The 18,632-nt window shown below is 66.7% G+C and carries 15 protein-coding genes; 12 read left to right on the top strand and 3 right to left on the bottom strand.

Features of this window, described 5'->3' with window-relative positions:
• Position 1 precedes the first annotated feature (1 nt).
• Entirely contained in the window at positions 2–1,684 is a 1,683-nt protein-coding gene (locus AC0WR5_RS15005; RefSeq protein ID WP_475864296.1) for an efflux RND transporter periplasmic adaptor subunit, read from the bottom strand.
• Positions 1,685–2,075: 391 nt separating this feature from the next.
• Here AC0WR5_RS15005 and AC0WR5_RS15000 point away from each other — a divergent pair, with 391 nt between their 5' ends.
• From AC0WR5_RS15000 to AC0WR5_RS14985, 4 genes are read left to right on the top strand one after another with little or no spacing between them, the layout of a single operon-like run.
• Positions 2,076–3,131, top strand: a complete 1,056-nt coding sequence (locus tag AC0WR5_RS15000) for an efflux RND transporter periplasmic adaptor subunit (protein ID WP_475864295.1) — start codon at positions 2,076–2,078, stop codon at positions 3,129–3,131.
• Complete coding sequence (locus AC0WR5_RS14995) at positions 3,128–4,207, top strand: efflux RND transporter periplasmic adaptor subunit (RefSeq protein ID WP_475864293.1); 1,080 nt, start codon at positions 3,128–3,130, stop codon at positions 4,205–4,207. Before AC0WR5_RS15000 ends, AC0WR5_RS14995 begins: the two co-directional genes overlap by 4 nt.
• Positions 4,204–7,254 (top strand): efflux RND transporter permease subunit, encoded by a 3,051-nt coding sequence (locus tag AC0WR5_RS14990; protein WP_475864291.1) that lies wholly within the window; start codon positions 4,204–4,206, stop codon positions 7,252–7,254. The genes AC0WR5_RS14995 and AC0WR5_RS14990 overlap by 4 nt, the downstream gene beginning before the upstream one ends.
• Positions 7,255–7,273: 19 nt before the next feature.
• The gene (locus tag AC0WR5_RS14985) at positions 7,274–7,978 is read left to right on the top strand and encodes a TetR/AcrR family transcriptional regulator (RefSeq protein WP_475864290.1); all 705 of its coding nucleotides are present in this window, start codon (positions 7,274–7,276) and stop codon (positions 7,976–7,978) included.
• Between the two features lie 469 nt (positions 7,979–8,447).
• On the opposite strand, the gene AC0WR5_RS14980 is transcribed toward AC0WR5_RS14985, so the two are convergent.
• Positions 8,448–9,065, bottom strand: a complete 618-nt coding sequence (locus tag AC0WR5_RS14980; protein ID WP_475864288.1) for a response regulator transcription factor — start codon at positions 9,063–9,065, stop codon at positions 8,448–8,450.
• 473 nt (positions 9,066–9,538) lie between these two features.
• Between AC0WR5_RS14980 and AC0WR5_RS14975 the strand changes: the two genes are divergently transcribed.
• Together AC0WR5_RS14975 and AC0WR5_RS14970 are read left to right on the top strand one after the other, a co-directional pair.
• Positions 9,539–10,099 carry a putative pterin-binding protein gene (locus tag AC0WR5_RS14975; RefSeq protein WP_475864286.1) on the top strand — a complete coding sequence of 187 codons (561 nt, stop codon included), beginning with the start codon at positions 9,539–9,541 and terminating at the stop codon, positions 10,097–10,099.
• A 12-nt stretch (positions 10,100–10,111) separates the two neighbouring features.
• Complete coding sequence (locus AC0WR5_RS14970) at positions 10,112–12,754, top strand: hybrid sensor histidine kinase/response regulator (RefSeq protein ID WP_475864284.1); 2,643 nt, start codon at positions 10,112–10,114, stop codon at positions 12,752–12,754.
• Positions 12,755–12,757: 3 nt separating this feature from the next.
• Here AC0WR5_RS14970 and AC0WR5_RS14965 read toward each other — a convergent pair whose 3' ends face one another.
• Entirely contained in the window at positions 12,758–12,940 is a 183-nt protein-coding gene (locus tag AC0WR5_RS14965; RefSeq protein WP_475864282.1) for a hypothetical protein, read from the bottom strand.
• 281 nt (positions 12,941–13,221) lie between these two features.
• On the opposite strand from AC0WR5_RS14965, the gene AC0WR5_RS14960 reads away from it, so the two are divergent.
• From AC0WR5_RS14960 to AC0WR5_RS14935, 6 genes are all read left to right on the top strand, one after another.
• Positions 13,222–13,464 carry a hypothetical protein gene (locus tag AC0WR5_RS14960; protein WP_475864281.1) on the top strand — a complete coding sequence of 81 codons (243 nt, stop codon included), beginning with the start codon at positions 13,222–13,224 and terminating at the stop codon, positions 13,462–13,464.
• Between the two features lies 1 nt (position 13,465).
• A complete protein-coding gene (locus tag AC0WR5_RS14955; RefSeq protein ID WP_475864279.1) occupies positions 13,466–14,404 on the top strand; it encodes a glycosyltransferase family 2 protein in 939 nt (312 codons plus the stop codon).
• A 25-nt stretch (positions 14,405–14,429) separates the two neighbouring features.
• Complete coding sequence (locus AC0WR5_RS14950) at positions 14,430–15,431, top strand: glycosyltransferase family 2 protein (protein ID WP_475864277.1); 1,002 nt, start codon at positions 14,430–14,432, stop codon at positions 15,429–15,431.
• A gap of 30 nt (positions 15,432–15,461) precedes the next feature.
• Complete coding sequence (locus AC0WR5_RS14945) at positions 15,462–16,478, top strand: glycosyltransferase family 4 protein (RefSeq protein ID WP_475864275.1); 1,017 nt, start codon at positions 15,462–15,464, stop codon at positions 16,476–16,478.
• Between the two features lie 296 nt (positions 16,479–16,774).
• Positions 16,775–17,272, top strand: a complete 498-nt coding sequence (locus AC0WR5_RS14940; protein ID WP_475864274.1) for a GbsR/MarR family transcriptional regulator — start codon at positions 16,775–16,777, stop codon at positions 17,270–17,272.
• 5 nt (positions 17,273–17,277) lie between these two features.
• The gene (locus tag AC0WR5_RS14935; RefSeq protein ID WP_475864272.1) at positions 17,278–18,630 is read left to right on the top strand and encodes an efflux RND transporter periplasmic adaptor subunit; all 1,353 of its coding nucleotides are present in this window, start codon (positions 17,278–17,280) and stop codon (positions 18,628–18,630) included.
• Positions 18,631–18,632 lie beyond the last annotated feature (2 nt).

Below are 18,632 nucleotides of genomic sequence, written 5' to 3'. Positions count from 1 at the left end.
GTTATTCCCGTGCCTCGATACGCTCGACCAACCGCACCGGCACCTCGTCGGCCTGCAGTTGCTGCAACAGTTGCGCACGCGCCGTGCCGGGCATGTCGTCGCGGGCCTGGATGGCCGCGATCAGGGCGGCGCGACGGTTCGGTTCCAATGCGACCGTCGGTCCTCGAAGGCCGGCTTCGCCGGCGGCCGGCGCCATGTCAGGGGTTCCGCGTGCCGGATCTTCGCGTGCGGGAGCCCCACCTGAAGGGGCCTCACCTTGGGGGGGCTGGGGCGGCGTCTCCGGCTCTTCTGCCTCGGGGTTGCTGGCGGCATCATCCTCGCGCACGGGCGAGATCGTCAGCCCTGCGCCAAGCTGCGCCGTGCGTTCCACCACATAGTCGAAGCTCTCTTGGGGGGCGGCGACCGCAACTGTATCGCCGATGCGGCGCAACAGGGTCATCTGCCGGTCCTCGAGGACGTTGTCCTCGCCGACTGCCAAGACCTTTGCGTCATAGCTGACCGCTGTGGCCGGCAGCACGACGACGTTGTCGAGTGCCGGTTCGCGGATCGTCGCGGCGACGAACTCGCCGGGCAGCGGGCAGGGGCAGGACGCGGGATCCAGTACGGCGATCACTTGCCGCGTCATGACGGTATCGTCGGATTCCGACAGGGCCACATGGCTGAGGGTAGCGGCATACTCGTGATCGGATCCGGGGGTGCGCAGGCTGACGGACAGCGGCAACACCTTGCCATCGGGCCCGGTAATACGGCCGATTTCCAGCTGCGACAGATCGAGCTGGGCCTGAAGGTCGGCGAGGTCGGTGATGATGGCGGGCTCGTCACCGCTGGAAAAACTCTCGCCGACAACGGGCAGTTCGCCACTGTAGGTCCCGCTGATGCCGGCGGTCACGGTCAGGTCGGCCAGCGTGCGCTCGGCGGTGGTCACCACGCGCTGCGCGTCCTCGATATCAAGTTGCAGGCTGTCTTCATCCGCGCGCAGATCGGCTAGGTCCGCCTCGCTCGAGGCAATTGTCTGCTTGGCCGAGATCAGCGACAGCTGGGCACTGTCATAGTCCGACTGCAGCCCGCTGCCGCGTTCCAGCAGGGTTGCGACGCGCTCCAGCTCCTGCTCGTAGATGTCCCGCGTCTGTCGCTGAAGGATCAGGTCGGCGTCAAGGACATCGGCCTGGCGTCGGGTGTCGCGCAGGCTCAGTTCCGCGCGCTTCAGGTCTGCCCGGGCGATCTCCAGGTCTGCCCTGGCACTGGTGTCGTCGAGCTGGAACAGGAAATCTCCCGCGGTGACCGGGGCGCCGTCGGCCAAGCTGTCGGAGACACGCGCAACAATGCCGGCCTCGGGAACGCGGACAGTCAGCTGGCTGCGGCTGGCGATCCGGCCATAGGCGTCGATGACAGGAGAGACGCTGGTCACCCGGCTCGTGGCGACCTCGGCCTCCGGTGCGCGATAGCTGCTGTTCGTCCCGGTGTCGGAGGGGCCGCCGCCCATATCGCCGGGAGGGCCTCCAGGCCCGCCGGGGCCCCCGCCCGGAGGGCCCCCGCGGGGCATCCCGCCCCGCGCGACGGGGCTGCCGGTGGGGCCACCGTCGGCCGCCATCGTGTGGTACAGGCGGACTCCCTCTGTCAGGGCCAGCCATCCGGCAAAAAGGGTCAGGGCAAGCACGATGGCCAGCCTAAGAAGTACGCGCATCCAGCATCCTCCGGGGCTTTGTCCCGAGTGTTACGAACCGGGCGAAGGTTTCCGTCGCCGGCAGCATTCTGCGTGCATTCGCCGCGCTCGGGCAGGGGGGCAATGCGAAAGTCTGCCCAACAGGCCTCATTTTACTGTGAACACAGAGCAATTCGTGCAGTGTGACAAGACAGGGGCTGCGTCTCGGCCTTGCGCGGCGGCGCGAGGGGCGCCCGAAAGCGAGCGCCTGCCTGGGACCGCGCGGATGCGCTGGCCAGTTTGAGCGCTTGTGTTGTTTGCGCACAATTGCAGATCCGGCTGCTGTTTATCTCATATTGACATTATTGTCATTCTGATTGAATCGATTGTGAAATGAAGGTGCGCCCCTGCCCGGCGCGCCCCGGAGACCCTGATGATGAGAGTTTTGAGCCTGGCAATGGGCCTGCTGCCACTCGGAGCCGGAGCCGTCCTGGCGCAGGACGTGCTGCCCGTGGATGTGGTGGCGGTGCAGACCGTACCGCGACAACGTGACTATCGCCTGACGGGCACGATCGAGCCCGCAGAGAGCTACGCGGCCGGCTTCCGCGATGGTGGCCGGGTGATTTCCGTCAGTGTCGACGTGGGAGACGTGCTGAAGGCCGGCGACGAGATCGCGCGTGTGGATCCGACCCAGACAGATGCCTCGCTGAACGCAGCCCAGGCATCGCTCGATGCGGCGCAGGCCGCGTTGGTCCAGGCCGAACAGGCCAAGGACCGGGCTCAGCAGCTCTTGGAACGTGGTTCCGGCACCCAGGCTGATCTCGATTCCGCGACCCAGGCCTATTTGACCTCGCTGGCCTCGCGCGATCAGGCCAGCGCGCAGCTTGCCACCGCAAAGCGCGCCGCCGAGGATACCGTGCTGCGCGCGGTCGAGGACGCGGTCGTGACCGAACGAACGGCGGAGCCGGGGCAGGTCGTTGGTGCCGGGACGGGCGTCGTGACGCTTGCGCGCCGAAGTGATCGCGATGCGGTCTTCCTGATGCCCGATATCAACATGCTGGACGAGATCCTCGGCCGGGACGTGACCCTGACGCCGGTTGACGGCGGTGACAGCATCACCGTTCCGGTCAGCGAGATTTCTCCGGTCGTCGCCAGCAATGGCACCGTCACCGCAAAGGCCCGGGTCGAGGGCGATGCCTCGCAGGCACTGACCTTCGGCGAGCCGATCGTGGGCGAGATCCGCTTCGAAGGCGATCCGGTGATCAGCATCCCGTGGTCTGCCATGTCGTCGAGCGCAGAGGGGCCGGCGGTCTGGGTGCTCGACGCCGATACCAGCACCGTTTCCCTGCAACAGATCGACGTGGATGCCTATACAACCGCCACGGTCGAGGTCACCTCCGGCCTGGAAGACGGCGATGTCGTCGTCACCACCGGCTCTCATGCCCTGTTCCCCGGGCGCCATGTCTCGGTCAGGGAGGCCGGCCAATGATCCGCATCCTGATGACTGCCGCCTGTGCCCTGGTACTTCCGCTTGCCGCGGGTGCCAACGAGGCGGAAGGCGAATATTCCGCCATGGGTGGCGATGCCATCCGCCCGGTGATCAGCGAGATCGTGTCGACCGATCCGAACCGCGAACGTGCCTTTCCCGGGCAGATCGAGGCCGCTCATGAAACCGAGCTCGCCTTCCAGACCATCGGGCGACTGGCGACGCTGAATGTTTCGCCGGGCGATATCGTCGAGGCCGGCGATGTGCTTGCCGCGCTTGACCGTGTCTCGCTCCAAGAAGACGTCCGCTCGGCAGAGGCCGCGCTTTCCTCGGCCCAGGCCCAGGCGGAATATGCCCAGCAGAGTTATGACCGGGTCAAGGTTTTGGCCGAGCGCGACATTGCCACCCGTGCCGATGTCGAGGAGGCCGAGGCCAACCGCAATTCGACTGCGGCCCAGGCCCTGGCCGCCCGCGCCGACCTGGCCAGCGCGCAGGAGGCCCTGAGCTTCGGCACGCTGACCGCGCCCAATGCGGGTATCGTCCTTGAAACCCCGATCGAGCAGGGCACTGTCGTGGCCTCCGGGACCACGGTGGTGACGCTTGCGGATCTCGAAGGGCGCGAAGCCGTCATCGACGTGCCGCGCGATTTCATGGCGCTCCTGCCGGATCACGCGGTCTTTTCGCTGTCCCGCCACGAGGGCGAAGCGCCCGAGACGACGGCAACGCTGCGGCTGATCGAGCCGGTGGCCGATGACACCCTGCGCGGCCGGAGGCTGCGTCTGGCCATCGACGACGAGGGTGCCTTTCGCATCGGCAGCATCGTCAGTGCCACCTATTCGGACGAGAGCGGGCAGATCCTCACACTTCCGCTGACCGCGATCACGGGCTCCGAGGATGCCCCGGCGGTCTGGCGGGTGACCCCCGACAGCCGGACTGTCACCCGGGTTCCCGTCGTGCTGGGGCCGGTCATCAACAAGCGGATCGAGGTGACCGACGGTATTGCCGTGGGCGACGAGATCATCGTGAAAGGCGCCAACTCTCTCGAGGACGGCCAGGAAGTCGGGGAGCGACTGCAATGAAAAAGAGCTTCAACCTTTCCGACTGGGCGTTGCACCACCGTTCCTTTGTCTGGTTCCTGATGATCGTCTCGCTGATTGCGGGGACGATTTCCTACATGAACATGGGGCGCGAGGAAGATCCCAGCTTTGCCATCAAGACGATGGTGGTCACAGGTGTGCTGCCCGGTGCCACGGCCGAGGAGACCGTGACCCAGGTGACCAACCGGATCGAGAAGAAGCTGCAGGAGCTCGACAACCTCGATTACACCCACTCGGTCACCTATCCCGGTCAGGCGGTCGTCTACGTCGAGCTGGTACCCGAAGCCAAGGGCCCGGAAGTGGACGCAACCTGGCTGAAGGTCCGCAACATGATGTCCGACATCGAGGGCAATTTCCCCGATGAATTCCAGGGCTTCTACTTCAACGACGATTTCGGCGACGTCTACGGCAGCATCTACGGCTTTGTCGGCGATGGCTATTCTCCCCGTGACCTCGAGAAGACGGTCGAGGGTGTTCGCGACGAGGTGACCAAGCTCGATCTCGCGGGCAAGGTCGAGCTCGTGGGGGTCCGCGAACCCGTGGTGCATATCGAATTCTCGAACAGCCGGCTTGCCGCGCTCGGGCTCGACAAGCAGACGGTGCTCGACACGCTGGCGGCCCAGAATGCCATCGTGCCCTCCGGCATCATCCACACCGCCGAGGAGCAGGTCCTCGTGCGGGTCACCGGGCAGTTCGCCACCGCAGAGGACATGGCCTATGCGCCGCTCCGCAGCGGCGACACCTTCTTTACCCTGGCCGATGTGGCCGACGTCACCGACGGCTACGAGGATCCGCCGTCCGAGCTCTTCCGCTTCGACGGCAAGGAGGGCATCGCACTCTCCATCGGGATGCGCGAAGGGGGCAACATCCTCGACTTCGGCGAGGAACTCGACACACTGATGGACCGCGTCGCCAAGGAACTGCCCACGGGGATCGAGGTCTACAAGGTCGCGGATCAGCCCGAGGTGGTGAAGGAATCCGTCGATCATTTCGTCCGCTCGCTGGTCGAGGCTGTGGTCATCGTGCTGATCGTCAGCTTCATCTCGCTCGGCCTGCGGGCCGGCATGGTGGTATCCCTGTCGATCCCCCTGGTGCTGGCCATTTCCTTCGTGATCCTCGATGCCATGGATGTCACGCTTCAGCGGGTGTCGCTCGGGGCGCTGATCATCGCGCTTGGCCTGCTGGTCGATGACGCGATGATCGCGATCGAGACGATGATCTCCCGCCTCGAGCTGGGCGAGACCATCGACAAGGCGGCTTCCTATGCCTGGACGTCCATCGCCTTCCCGATGCTCACCGGCACGCTGGTGACGGTGGCGGGCTTCATCCCGATCGGGCTGAACAGCAGCCAGGCCGGCGAATACACCCGCTCGCTCTTCTACGTCATCGCGGTGTCCCTGGTTGTCAGCTGGGTCGTGGCCGTGCTCTTCGCACCGGTTCTTGGGGCCACCTTCCTGCCCAAGCGGATGAAGCACGAAGAACACCGGGCCGGTCGCGTCCGTCGCATCTTCCACCGGGCGCTGCGCTGGGCCATGCGGTTCAAGTGGGTCACCATCCTGCTCACCGCCCTTGCCTTTGCGGTTTCTGTCGTGGGGCTCGGTCATATCGAGCAGCAGTTCTTCCCCACTTCGGATCGTCCGGAAATCCTGGTCGACGTTACCTTGCGCCAGAATGCCGATTTCGCGGCAACCGATGCGGCCATCGCCGATTTCGAGAGCTGGCTCGCGGAGCAGCCCGAGGCGGAATACTGGTCGAGCTACATCGGCCGCGCCGCGCCGCGCTTCATCCTGACGCTCGATGCGCCCACGGCGACGCCCAACATGGGCCAGGTCGTGATCATGACCCCGGACCTCGACATGCGCGACGCCCTGGTCACGAAGATTCGTGACCACGACGCCGCCACCTCAGGTGTCGAATTCTTCCCGAAACTGCTCGCTCTCGGGCCGCCGGTCGGCAAGCCGGTGCAATACCGCCTGTCGGGCGATGATCCTGAGGTGCTGCGCGACATCGCCCGCGATCTCGCGGCCCGCGTTTCGGAGGATGATCGCCTGATCAACATCAGCCTCGACTGGAACGAACCGGCTCGCGTCGTGCGCGTGGTGCTGGACCAGGCGCGCCTGCGGCAACTGGGCCTGACCCAGCAGGACGTGGCGCAGTCGCTCTACGGCATGTTCGAGGGCAGCAGCGTCACCGACCTGAAGGACGGCGACAAGCTGGTCGAGGTGCTGGCGCGGGGTGTCGATGCCGACCGCAGTGCGGTCGATACGCTCGAGAACCTGCAGTTCGGCAACTCGGATGGCGAGCCGGTGCCGCTATCTTCCTTCGCGCGGCTGGAATACACAACCGAGCAGCCGGTCATCTATCAGCGCGACCGCGTGCCGACGATCACGGTCGAAGGCGCCATCAGCACCAAGGACCAGCCGGCCACGATAGTTCAGGATCAGGCCGCGATGATCGAGGAATTCCGTAACAGCCTGCCGCTCGGCTACACGCTCGAGGTGGGTGGTGCGGTGGAAAACTCTGCCGATAGCCAGGCCCCGATCGTCGCGGTGGTGCCGATCATGCTGCTGATCATGCTGACGCTGGTGATGGTCCAGATGCAGAGCTTCCGCCTGATGTTCGTGGTGCTCATGGTGGCGCCTCTGGGGCTGATCGGCGTGGTGGCGGCCCTGTTGCCCTCCGGCGCGCCGCTGGGCTTTGTGGCGATCCTCGGTGTGCTGGCGCTGATCGGGATCCTGATCCGGAACTCGGTGATCCTGTTCCAGGAGGTCAAGGACCTGCTGGCCAAGGGGCGCAACCGCTGGGATGCGGTCTTCGAGGCCTCCGACAGCCGGGCGCGGCCGATCCTGTTGACCGCCGCAGCGGCAAGTCTTGCGCTGATCCCGATCTCGCGGCAGGTGTTCTGGGGGCCGATGGCCTATGCGATGATGGGGGGGATCATTGCCGGAACAATCATCACCCTGCTTTTCGCCCCGGCGCTCTATTGTGCCGTATTCGGCGTGAAGCCCCCCAAACCGGAAGAAACCTGATGGACGCATTCGAGGCTTGATGAAGGAAGATCACCGCAAGATCGTCGCGGCCCAGCGGCGGGAAAAGATGCAGCAGCGTTTGGTCGAGGCGGCGATCCTGGTGATCGCCGACAAAGGCCCCTTTGCGGTGATCGACGATGTGATCGTCGAGGCGGGCGTCTCGCGCGGGACCTTCTACAAGTACTTCCAGACCATGGACGAGCTGCTTCTCGCGGCAAAGGCCATGATCGGGCGGGAACTGGTGGGGGCCGCCACGGCAGACGGCCGCCTTTCCGACGATCCGGCCGAGGAAGTGGCGCGCGTCATGCTGCGCTTCTTTGCGACCTTCCGGAAATACAGCGTGATCAGCCAGTTCGCGGCACAGCTCGGCATGGCGGGCATCGGGCGGGGCAATATCGTCCACGATGTCGTGCCCGAGTACCTCGAATGGGGCATGTCCACCGGGCGGTTCCTGACAATGCCGATCGACCTGACCATCGACCTCGTGCAGGTCGGCGTGATCCCGGTGCTGCCCCGCCTGAGGGAAGAGCCCGACGATGCCTCTGCGCTGGTGGCCGTGGCCGCGATGCTGCGCATGTTGGGGGTGCCGGCAGAGGATGCGGACCGCCTCTCGCGTCAGGAGTGCGCCCCCCTCGAAATGCCCGAGGACAGCCTTGTCGCGCGGGGCGAGGCGATCCGCTCCGAGGCTCGAAGCCCGTCGCGGCGCTGCCTCTTCCGGCGCTGAGCCCGCGGCCTCGGACGGGCGTGGTCCGCGGATCGCCTCCAGCGGCGCGCTGAAGCTGTGTTGCGTCAGGCCGATCTGCGGTCTCATGATTTGGAGCGGGCGCAGGTACCGTGGCCACGGTCCCGCGATGCGCTGCGTACGAACCAGGGCCTCGCGCCCGATCGGCAGCACACGAACCCGTCAAAAGGCAAAAGCGTCGCCAGCGCCTGCCTGCCACGAGGCGAGAAGGGATCGATGGCGAAGGGAAGCCCCCGGACCGGAAGCAGAAGGCACGAAGATCCGGCTTCTCGGTCTGCGTTTTCGCCATGGCTAATGCAAAGTCGGGCTTTGCCACCGCAATTTCGCGCAGCTGCTCCTTGAGCCGCGCGGCCGTGTTGATCAGCTCCGGCTTGCAGGCCTCCGACGCGCTTCGATGCCGCCGGAGGAGGCCGGGTCGCGTCAGGACAGGCGCGTTATCCCATGGGATAGATCAGAACAGTCCTTCTTCCTTGGCGATCATGGCCGCCTGGGTGCGGTTCGCCGCGCCGATCTTGCGATAGAGTGTCTTCACGTGCAGTTTGACCGTCGGTTCGCGGATGTCGAGATCGCGGGCGATCTCCTTGTTCGACTTGCCCTGGGTCAGCCCTTCGAGCACCTCGAATTCCCGCTGCGAGAGCTTCTCTGCCAGCGGATGGGTCTGGGCCACCTCGCCTCCGCCGCGCAGGAAATCCAACGGCGCATATTGCTCGCCCATCGCCATGAAGCGCACCGCGTTGACCAGCGACTTTGCCGAGAGCGTCTTGGGCAGGAAACCTGCCGCCCCCGAGGCCAGGACCTCTTCGGCAACCTCGCGGCTCGCGGTACCAGAGATTATGGCAACATGCTCGGCGCCAGGTTCCTCTGACATGCGGTGCAGGCCGGTCATGCCATTCATGCCCGGCATCATGAAGTCGAGCAGCACCAGGTCATAGCCCGGCGTCTCCTGCACCTTCGTCAGGGCGGCGTCGAAATCGGCGGCTGTCTCCGTCTCGAACCCGCCTTCGTTCTGCAGGTACAGAACCAGAGTGTCCCGAAGAAGTTCGTGATCATCAGCGATCAGAATGCGCATGCCACCTCCCCGCTATTGCAAAGCCTGGCGCCGGCCCTGTGCGGACCGAAAAGAAAAACCTGCGGCACTGATACACAACTGAACTGGCCCAATGCTAGGCGATCCGCAGGCGGAATGCGAATGAATAAACCATTGAGTTCGGTAATTCTTCCATCCTTTGGGAGGGCACGGGCGGGCCGTGCGGAGCGCCGCCCGCTCCCCCTGTCAAAGGCCCCCGTCCAGCCTGTCGGAGCAGGTACGGGCCCATCCCGCGCGGGCGCAGGCCGCCTTGCCGTCAAGCTCGGCCAGACGGGCCTGCGGCAGGTCTGCGGTCGGGCCGGCGAAGGCTCGATGCAGCTCGACCTCATGGTCCAGACCCGGACTGTCCGTGCCCGCCGAACCTATCCGATCGGATAGGTCGCCTGTTCCGATGCCCAGATGTGAAATGCATGCATTTAGGGCATTTTTAACTCTGGTATTCGGGAGTTGCCGCAATGTTGCGTCTTCGAAAAACTGTGCATCCTGTCCTTGCCGGTGCCCTCAGCGGTGCGCTGCTGGCCTGTGCCCTGTCACCGGCGGTCTACGCCCGGGCAGAGACGGTGACGGGCATGAACCAGGTCCTGACGCGCCCTGTCGAGGAGGTGCTCCTGACGGTGACGGGCAAGATCCGTCATGCCAATGACGGCGACCGGGCGATCTTCGACCTGCCGATGCTGGCCGCGATGGAGACCGAGCGCTTCACCACCACCACCATCTGGACCGATGGCGAACATACCTTTGCCGGCGTCCCACTGGTGCGTCTGATGGCGATCGTGGGGGCCGAGGGCACTTCGCTCCGTGCCACCGCCGCCAATGACTATGCCGTCGACATTCCCGCCGAGGACTGGGTCGAGGGAGGTCCGATTCTTGCCTTCCTGATGGACGGCAAGACAATGAGCCTGCGCGACAAGGGGCCGCTCTGGGTGATATATCCCTATGATACCAACCCGAAATATCAGACCGAGGTGGCTTATTCGCGCAGTATCTGGCAGTTGAAGTCCATGGAAGTCGAATAGGATCGGGCCGCGATGACACGCCGTGGCGGGCCCGGAAAGGGCGGGACCGACAACATCATGGCGCCTTCGGATGAACAACTGTCGCAGGGGCGGCTCTGGACCAGGACGGGCGCGACCGTGGCCGCGCTGGTGTTCTGCGTCGGCCTGGTGGGCGGCATGGCCCTTGTGGTGCTGCGCGAGATCGACGCCCTCAGCGCCTCGAATTCCGACAACCTGCAATGGAGCCTGGCCCAGGCCGACGTGGAATACATGCAGTTCCTGCTGGCGCTGGAGCATGCCGAGGAAGACCCCGCCAAGGTCGACGAGGTGCGCGAGCGCTTCGACATCTTCTACAGCCGCATGTCGATCCTCGAGACGGGCCGCGTCTATCAGGCGCTGCGCGAGAGCCCCGATTTCGACGGCCCCCGCAACCACGTGCGCGGTTTCCTAGAATATTCCGTCCCGATCATCGACAGCCCGGATGACGTGCTTGTCGATGCCTTGCCGACCTTCGAGCTAGAGGCGGAAGCGCTTGCCCCGGACGTGCGCAGCCTGACGCTCTCGGGGCTTGCGGCCTTTGCCGATCAGGCGGATGACAACCGTGATGCGGTGACCGCCACGCTGATCCGCCTGGCGACGGTCCTGGTGGTGGTTCTGGCCGGCCTGATCCTTCTGGCGCTCACGCTCTGGCGGCTCAACCGCCTGGCCACTGCGCGCGCGGCCGAGGTGCGGCGCACCGGCGACCGCATGAAGACCATCGTCGAGACCTCTCTCGATGCCATCGTCCTCTCCGATGCCGATGGCCGCATCCGCGAGTTCAACACCGCCGCCCAGAGCATCTTCGGCTATACCCGCGAAGAGGCCCGCCAGGCCGAGATGCTGGAGCTGCTCTTCTCTCGCGAGAGCCGCGAGCTCCTGGTGGAACATGCCCAGCGGCAGTTCGACGAGGCCCTCGACCCCTCCGAGCGCGACAAGCAGATCATCCAGGTCACGGCCATCGCCCGCGGCGGCCGCAGCTTCCCGGCCGAGATCGCCTTTGATCGCGCCGAGGGCGAGGAAGGTCATGTCTACGTCGCCTTCATCCGCGATATCTCCCGCCGCAAGTCCGCCGAGGACGGGCTGATGGAGGCGCGCGACCGCGCCCTGGCCGGGGAGCGGGCCAAGGCCCAGTTCCTCGCGGTGATGAGCCACGAGATGCGCACACCGCTCAACGGGCTTCTGGGCTCGATGCAGCTGATGCGCGACGAGCCGCTCTCCTGGCAGCAGAGCCAGCTCCTCGACCGCATGCAATCCTCCGGCCGGCTGCTCCTCGGCATCATCAACGACGTGCTCGACCTGGCGAAGTTCGAGGCCGGCAAGCTGACCGCCGAGAAAAAGCCGATGTCCGTCGCGCGTCTGCTCGACGGCGTGGTCGGCACCATGGCGCCGCTGGCCGCCGACAACGACAGCACCATCAGCTGGACATGGGTGGGCCGGCCCCAGTGCTGGATCAACAGCGATGCGCGCCGCCTGCGCCAGGTGCTGCTGAACCTCTCCGGCAACGCGGTGAAATTCACCCGCCAGGGGGCGGTCGAGATCGAGGTCGAGGTGCTGGGTCACGCCGGCCAGGCGCCTCAGATCGAGTTCCGCGTCATCGACACCGGCATTGGCATCTCCGAGGACGACCTGGCACGGATCTTCAACGATTTCGAGACGCTGGACAGTTCCTATGCCCGCCAGGTCGGCGGTACCGGGCTGGGCCTCGGCATCGCGCGCCGCCTGACCACCCTTATGGAGGGCGAGATCGGTGCCGAAAGCGAGCCGGACGAGGGCTCGCTGTTCTGGATCCGCGTGCCGATGATCCCGGTCGAGGCGCCCGCCTCGGAGGACCAGCCCCTTGCGGCGCCGCCGGCGCCCGCCTCGGGGGATGTGACGCCGCTCTCGATCCTCCTGGTAGAAGATAACGAGATCAACCGCTTCGTGGCCCGCCAGATGCTCGAGGCCGCGGGCCACCGGGTGACCGAGGCCGTCGACGGCCAGGCCGGTGTCGATCGGGCCGCGGGCGAGCGGTTCGACGTCATCCTGATGGACATCTCGATGCCCGTGCTCGACGGGCGCGAGGCCACGCGCATGATCCGCGCGGGGCAGGGGGCCAGCGCCAGCACCCCGATCATTGCCGTGACTGCCCATGCGCTGCCCGAAGAGATCGAGCGCTTCCGCAAGGCTGGCATGGATCATTGCGTGTCCAAGCCCCTGGACCGGGCCGAGCTATATGCGGTGCTGGCCGAGGTATCCGGCCATGATCATGTAGAGCCGGAGCCCGGCAACGAAAGCATGGGCCACGATCTTCTCGATACAGGTCAGCTCGACCGGCTCTGGGGGGATCTGCCGCCCCTGGCCCGCGACAACCTGATGAAGCGTTTTCTCTCCGAGACCGACGAGGGCATCGCCTGGATCGCGGCCGCCGCACCGGACCACCCGGAGCTTCAGGCCAACGCCCATCGCCTCGCCGGTGGCTGCGCCGCCTTCGGTGCTCGGGCCCTCCGGGTCGAGCTGGGCGAGGTCGAGACGGTGATAAAGAAGGGCGATCAGCCCGGGCAGGACCAGCTAGAGGCCTTGGCGGATACCTGGCGCCTCAGCCGCGCGGCCCTGCTGACCTGGGCCGAGGCCGCCACGCTGCAGGACGCCCGCGGCTGAGGTTCACCTGGGGTCCGGTGCCAGCAGGCCCGGCACGCCCGCGATCCGTCCGACCTGGGCGATATTGGTGACTATGCCATCACAGCAGGCGATGGGACCGCCCTCCAGCGGGGAGGTATCGAAATCGTCGCGGTTGGTCCGGGCGTCTCCCATGCAGGTGGCGTCGATCTCCGTCCGGCTTGTCATGGCCATGTCTCTCGTCGCGAGGGCTTCGGGACAGGCCGCGCCGCGAGGCATGCAGCGGGCCAGGAGCACTGCCTTGGAAAAGCCTGGTGCAGATACGTTGCGCCCGATTGCACCTGCTGTCGTCCGGGCTCCTCTGCAGTGCAAAACCATCCGAACGGATAGGTGCCTCTCCACATGGGTGCATCGCCTGTCCCGGCGGGTCCGCGACGCATGCTGTTCAAGCCGGTAAAACGGTACAACGCCAGATTGCCTGGCCTCACCCCGCACCCGGATCAACACAGATGTCCCCGAGCCAACGCATCGGCCGCCTTGTTCGCCACGTTATGGCCTTTTGCCGCCTGGATGTGGCCGCAACAGCCTCGTGCCTGCTGGTGGTCCTGGTCATGGCCCGCAGCATCGACGCCGGCACCATCGGCATCGTGGCGGCGGCCCTTGCGGGGACCTGCATCGCCGCAGGTCAGGTCGTCGACGCCGCCGTCGTACCTGCCCCGGCCTTCGCCCCCCGACCGCAGAAGGCGCTCTGACATGAACCGCCAGACCGTCACCTTCATGCCCCGCTTCAGCATCGTCATCCCCTGCAGGAACGCCCAGGCCACCCTGCGCGAAACCATCGTCAGCCTGCAGGCACAGCGCTTCGACGACTGGGAGGCACTTCTGATCGACGACGGCAGCACCGATGGCACCCTTGCCCTGATCGAGGCCACGGTCGCCGCCGATCCCCGCTTCCGTGCCGTGCGCAACGGTGCCAAGGGGCCCGGTGCGGCGCGCAACATGGCGCTGTCGCTGGCCCGGGGAGAGATCCTGGCCTTCTGCGATGCCGATGATCTCTTCGAGCCCTCCAAGCTGCCGTTGATGGACCGCATCTTCGAGGATCGCTCCATTGCCGCCGCCTTCGGTCGCGTCGTCTTTTTCGACGGCACCCACAGCCGCAGCCATTCCGGCGTGCCGCGCCGCGATCTCGACCTGGGGATGCTGCTGGGCGAGAATCCGGTCTGCACCACGTCCAATGTCTGCGTCCGCGCCGAGGTTTTCCGCGCCACCGGCGGTTTCGACACGGCGATCATGCACAACGAGGACCTGGAATGGCTGATCCGCGTGGTGGGCGAGGGCTATCGCGTGGTTCCGATCGACGCGCTGATGGTCGCCTACCGCATCAGCCCCACCGGGCTCTCCGCGGATCTCGCCGCGATGCGGGCCGGCTGGGCGGCCGCCATGGCCACCGCCGGCCGTTACGGGGTCACCCCGACCCGCGCCGCCGAGGCGGTGCAGCTGCGCTACCTGGCGCGCCGGGCCCTGCGGGTCGATGCGCCCCGCACCGAGGCCCTGCGCCTGACCTTTGCCGGAATCGGCCGCAGCCCCTCCGGCTTCTTCTCCGACCCGCGCCGCGGTGGTCTCACGGCCCTGTCGGCGCTGGCCGCCCCCGTCATGCCTCGGCGTCTGCGCCGGGCCCTTTTCATCAACTGATCCGAGCGCCAGAAAGGCCCCCGACATGATCCGCACCGTCGCGCCGCGCGCCTCGATCGTCGTTCCTGCCCACAATGTCGCTGCCACCCTGGGCGACACGCTGCGTTCGCTTCTGGCGCAGACATACCGCGATTTCGAGATCATCGTGGTAGATGACGGATCCTCCGACGATACGCTCGGGGTGGCCTGCGGCTTCCGCGATCCGCGCCTGCGCATCGTCTATCAACCCAGCCGCGGCCTGGCGGGCGCCCGCAACACCGGCATCGCCGAGGCCCGCGGCACCCATGTCGGCTTCTGCGATGCCGGCGATCTCTGGCATCCGGGCAAGCTCGCGGCCCATGTCGCCCATCTCGATGCCAACCCGCGGGTCGGGCTTTCCTACTCGGGTGCGCGGTTGATCGATCAGGCCGGCCGGCCGATGCCTGGCGTGCTGCGTCCGCGCCTGCGGGGCGTCACCGCCGCCCATGTGTTTCGCCGCAACCCGGTGGGCAATGGCTCGGCACCTGTCATGCGCCGCCTCGCCCTCGACAGCATCGCCTTCCGATCGGCCCAGGACGCCGGGCGAAGCTGGTACTTCGACGAGCGCCTGCGCCAGTTCGGCGAGATCGAATGCTGGCTCCGGCTGATGCTGATTTCCGACTGGCAGGTCGAGGGAATTCCCGGCCTGCTCACGCTCCACCGCGTCGCGCCCGGCGTCCCCACCGCCGGCATCGACGCGCAATTTGCCCAGTGGAAGCGCATGGTGAACAAGCTGTCGCCACTGAACCCGCCGTTCTTTGCCCGGCATACCCCGGCCGCCCGTGCCGGTCAGTTGCGCGACCTCGCCGGTCGCGCCGCCCGCGCAGGCGATGGCGCGGCCGCCATGCGCCTGATGCGCGAGAGCCTCGCCGCCTCCCGCCAACCGCTCCTGCACGAGCCCGTCAGGACCGCCCGCACCCTCGGCGCCGCCGCCCTCTGCCGAAGCGTCGGCCCCGGCGCGGTCGATGCCATCCGAAACCGGCTCTCGGGCCGGCGCACGCAATCCTGATCGCTCACCCACCTGCCAGAGGACACCGACATGCTCCGCATCGCCCATCTCGTCGACGGCAACGTCCCCGGTGGTGTAACCGGCTACCTCGACTGGATCCGCCGCGACCCCACGTTGCGCGCCCATGCCGATCACCAGGTGCTCGCCGTTTCGCGGACCAACCCCGCCGCAATCCCCTTCGAGGCCGATATCATCGTCTCGCATCTCGCGGTCACCTGGCGCGGCCTGCCGGGGCTGATGCGGCTCCGCTCGCGTTACGCCGGCACCCCGATGATCCATGTCGAGCACAGCTATTCCGAGGGGTTTACCGCCTGCAATGTCTCCGCCCGCCGGCGGTTCTTCACCCTGCTGCGCTGCGCCTATGCGCTCTTCGACCGCGTCGTGGCTGTTTCGGAGGCCCAGGGCGACTGGCTGCTCGGTCGTGGCCTCGTCTCTCCCGCCGCGCTTCAGGTGATCCACCCCTGCGTCGATCTTTCCGCCTTTCGTGCGCTCCCCGATGTCACCGGCACGCCCCGCAGCTTCGGCCTGATCGGGCGGTTCGACCGGCAAAGGGGCTTCGACGTGGCGATTGTCGCCTTCCGCACCCTGGATCAGCCTGACGCCCGCCTGCACATCTTCGGCGAGGGAGAGGACCGCGCGGCGTCGCTACTGGCCGCGGCCGGTGACGATGCCCGCATCCGCTTCCATCCCTTCGTCAAAGATCAGGCCTGCGCCATGGCGCAATGCGACGTGATCCTGATGCCGTCGCGCTGGGAACCCTTCGGCATCGTCGCACAGCAGGCCCGCGCCGCCGGGCGCCTCCTGGCCGTCGCCCCGGTCGATGGCCTTCGCGATCACGTGCGGGACGGGGCGCTGGCCTGCACGGGCCGCGATGTCGCCGACTGGGCCGCCCTGTTGCAGCGGCTCTGCGCGGGCGAAGGCTCCCCCGTCGTCCTGCGTATCCCCGACCTGCGCACCCCCGAGCGCTGCACCCGCATTGCCTGGCTGCGTCTGATCGAAGAGGTGGCCCGCATCGAGGTCGACAGCTTCGAGGGCCTTGTCGCCTGAGACCCTTCCGTCCGGCTGCGCCCGGCCGGCTCCCGCGATCCCGTCGGCAGGGGCCTGCTCCACCCCCCACCAGGAGCAGGGCCCGACCCGTCGGAGGAGGCGTCCGGAGCAACTTGATCCCGTTGCCTCCGGACGCCGTCATTTTCGGCTTTCCCGTCCGACTACCACGGACGGGTCCGGAAGACTTGCCCCGGTGTTCCCCGACACCGGGGCCTTTTGCTTTCCCGCCCCCCGGTTTTGCGGCGTTTGTTCAGTTTGTATTGAACGTTGCATACGAAGTCGTCTATATACACGTAATGAGCGAGAATCCCCTTGAGCAATTCATCGAGACGATGGGCCTGATCGCCCAGACGGATGGCGGCCCGCGCATCAGCGGCCAGATCCTCGGCTATCTGCTGATCGAGGGAGAACCCCGCAGCTTGCAACAGATGGTCGACGCCCTGCGCATCTCCAAGGCCTCCGCCTCCACCAATGCCCGCTCGCTCGAGGCCAAGGGCCTGTTGCGGCGGGTGTCGCGCATGGGCTCGCGGCAGGACCAGTGGGAGGTGATCCGGGATCTGAACAGCTCGATCCTCGCCACCTACGCCGCCCGTCTGCGGCATCATGAACAGGTGATCCGCGAGGTTTCCGAAACCTTCCCCGAGGACCGTCGCGATGCCCGTGAACGGGTCGAGGGCTTTGCCGACTTCTACCGCCAGTCGGCCGATTTCATGGAAGAATGGATGGCCCGCGTAAGGGGCGATGCCGCGGGCCGTATTGCAGATGCGGGAACCGTGACAAAATCAAAGGACTGACAGCTATGGCACAGGACACGCCCGAAGGGCCGGCAAAGCCCGACTGGGCCCTGACATCTGGCGAACGCAAGGCCAGGAAGCGCGCCGAGAACGGGCAGGCGCTGGCGAAACGCCGTCGCTGGCCGCTGCTCGTGGTGCTGGTCCTGTTGCTGGCCGGTGGTACGCTCTGGTGGCGGTCCGCGGGCACCGATCGCCGCACCGATACGGTCGCGGAACAGAAGGCAGGCGCGGCCGAAACCCGTCTGGTCATGCAGCTCACGCCCAGCGAGTTCATGACGGTCGAACCCTCCACCCTGCGCGAGACGGTCAAGGTCACGGGCTCGCTCTCGCCCGACCGTCAGGTGAACATCTCGGCCGAAGTCTCGGGCCGCATCGAGGAGGTCCACGTGCAGCCTGGTGACCAGGTCGAGCAGGGCGAGCTCCTCATCCAGATCGACACGACCACCCTGCGCAACCAGCTCGAACAGCAACGCGCCAACGCCGAATCCACCGAGGCCCAGCTGCGCCTCGCGCGCAATCAGCTCGAGCGCACCCAGAACCTCGTGGACCGCGGCCTCTCCCCGTCCTCCGAGCTCGAATCCGACCAGGCCCAGGTGGATCAGCTCGTCGCCAGCCTCGCCGCCCTTCAGAAGCAGGTCGAAAACGCCGAGGATTCGCTCGAGCATTCCCGCATCGTCGCGCCCTTCGACGGCATGGTCTCCTCGCGCTCGGTCGATCCCGGCGCCTATGTCTCCGTAGGTACCTCGCTGCTCTCCCTCGTCGATCTCTCCGAGATGGAGGTCGAGGCCGCCGTTCCGGTGCGCTATGCGCCGATGCTCCGGCCCGGCCTGACGGTGGAACTGGTCGTCGAGGGGACCAATGGCGCCCAGGTCACCGGCACCGTGGACCGGATCAATCCCGTCGCGGTCGAGGGCACCCGCATGCTGCCGGTCTACGTCACCATCGGCAATCCCGACGGCACGCTTCGCGGCGGCATGTTCGCCTCTGGCATGGTGGTGCTGGGCGAAAAGGGCGATGCCATCGGCATTCCCTATGACGCCGTGCGCCGGGACGACAATGGCACCTATGTCCTCAAGATCGAGGACGGCGTCACCGTGCGTCAGCCCGTCGAGATTGGCCAGTACTGGTCCGGCGGTCGGGTAACCGAGATCACCGCGGGCCTGGAACCCGGCGACGTGATCGTCTCCCAGGCCCTCAGTCAGTTGCGCCCCGGCACCACGATCGATTTCGTCGGCCAGCAGGCCTCGCTGCCGGCGGGCGTCGGGACGGGGCAGGGGGGCGAGACTCCCGGCACGCCCTCGGCCGTGCCCTCCGGCCAGCCTGCCGGACAGGAAACCGACCTGGCCGCGGGAGAGTGACG

It is taken from the genome of Pseudooceanicola sp. DL12, from assembly GCF_056270665.1.
Note: the sequence above shows the minus strand (reverse complement) of the source record. Positions and strands in the feature narration are given on the sequence as shown.

Bases quoted from the DNA above. Each gene is read 5' to 3' on its own strand.
- AC0WR5_RS15005 (WP_475864296.1), bottom strand. From the start codon at position 1,684: ATGCGCGTACTTCTTAGGCTGGCCATCGTGCTTGCCCTGACCCTTTTT.
- AC0WR5_RS15000 (WP_475864295.1), top strand. From the start codon at position 2,076: ATGATGAGAGTTTTGAGCCTGGCAATGGGCCTGCTGCCACTCGGAGCC.
- AC0WR5_RS14995 (WP_475864293.1), top strand. From the start codon at position 3,128: ATGATCCGCATCCTGATGACTGCCGCCTGTGCCCTGGTACTTCCGCTT.
- AC0WR5_RS14990 (WP_475864291.1), top strand. From the start codon at position 4,204: ATGAAAAAGAGCTTCAACCTTTCCGACTGGGCGTTGCACCACCGTTCC.
- AC0WR5_RS14985 (WP_475864290.1), top strand. From the start codon at position 7,274: ATGAAGGAAGATCACCGCAAGATCGTCGCGGCCCAGCGGCGGGAAAAG.
- AC0WR5_RS14980 (WP_475864288.1), bottom strand. From the start codon at position 9,065: ATGCGCATTCTGATCGCTGATGATCACGAACTTCTTCGGGACACTCTG.
- AC0WR5_RS14975 (WP_475864286.1), top strand. From the start codon at position 9,539: ATGTTGCGTCTTCGAAAAACTGTGCATCCTGTCCTTGCCGGTGCCCTC.
- AC0WR5_RS14970 (WP_475864284.1), top strand. From the start codon at position 10,112: ATGACACGCCGTGGCGGGCCCGGAAAGGGCGGGACCGACAACATCATG.
- AC0WR5_RS14965 (WP_475864282.1), bottom strand. From the start codon at position 12,940: ATGACAAGCCGGACGGAGATCGACGCCACCTGCATGGGAGACGCCCGG.
- AC0WR5_RS14960 (WP_475864281.1), top strand. From the start codon at position 13,222: ATGTCCCCGAGCCAACGCATCGGCCGCCTTGTTCGCCACGTTATGGCC.
- AC0WR5_RS14955 (WP_475864279.1), top strand. From the start codon at position 13,466: ATGAACCGCCAGACCGTCACCTTCATGCCCCGCTTCAGCATCGTCATC.
- AC0WR5_RS14950 (WP_475864277.1), top strand. From the start codon at position 14,430: ATGATCCGCACCGTCGCGCCGCGCGCCTCGATCGTCGTTCCTGCCCAC.
- AC0WR5_RS14945 (WP_475864275.1), top strand. From the start codon at position 15,462: ATGCTCCGCATCGCCCATCTCGTCGACGGCAACGTCCCCGGTGGTGTA.
- AC0WR5_RS14940 (WP_475864274.1), top strand. From the start codon at position 16,775: ATGAGCGAGAATCCCCTTGAGCAATTCATCGAGACGATGGGCCTGATC.
- AC0WR5_RS14935 (WP_475864272.1), top strand. From the start codon at position 17,278: ATGGCACAGGACACGCCCGAAGGGCCGGCAAAGCCCGACTGGGCCCTG.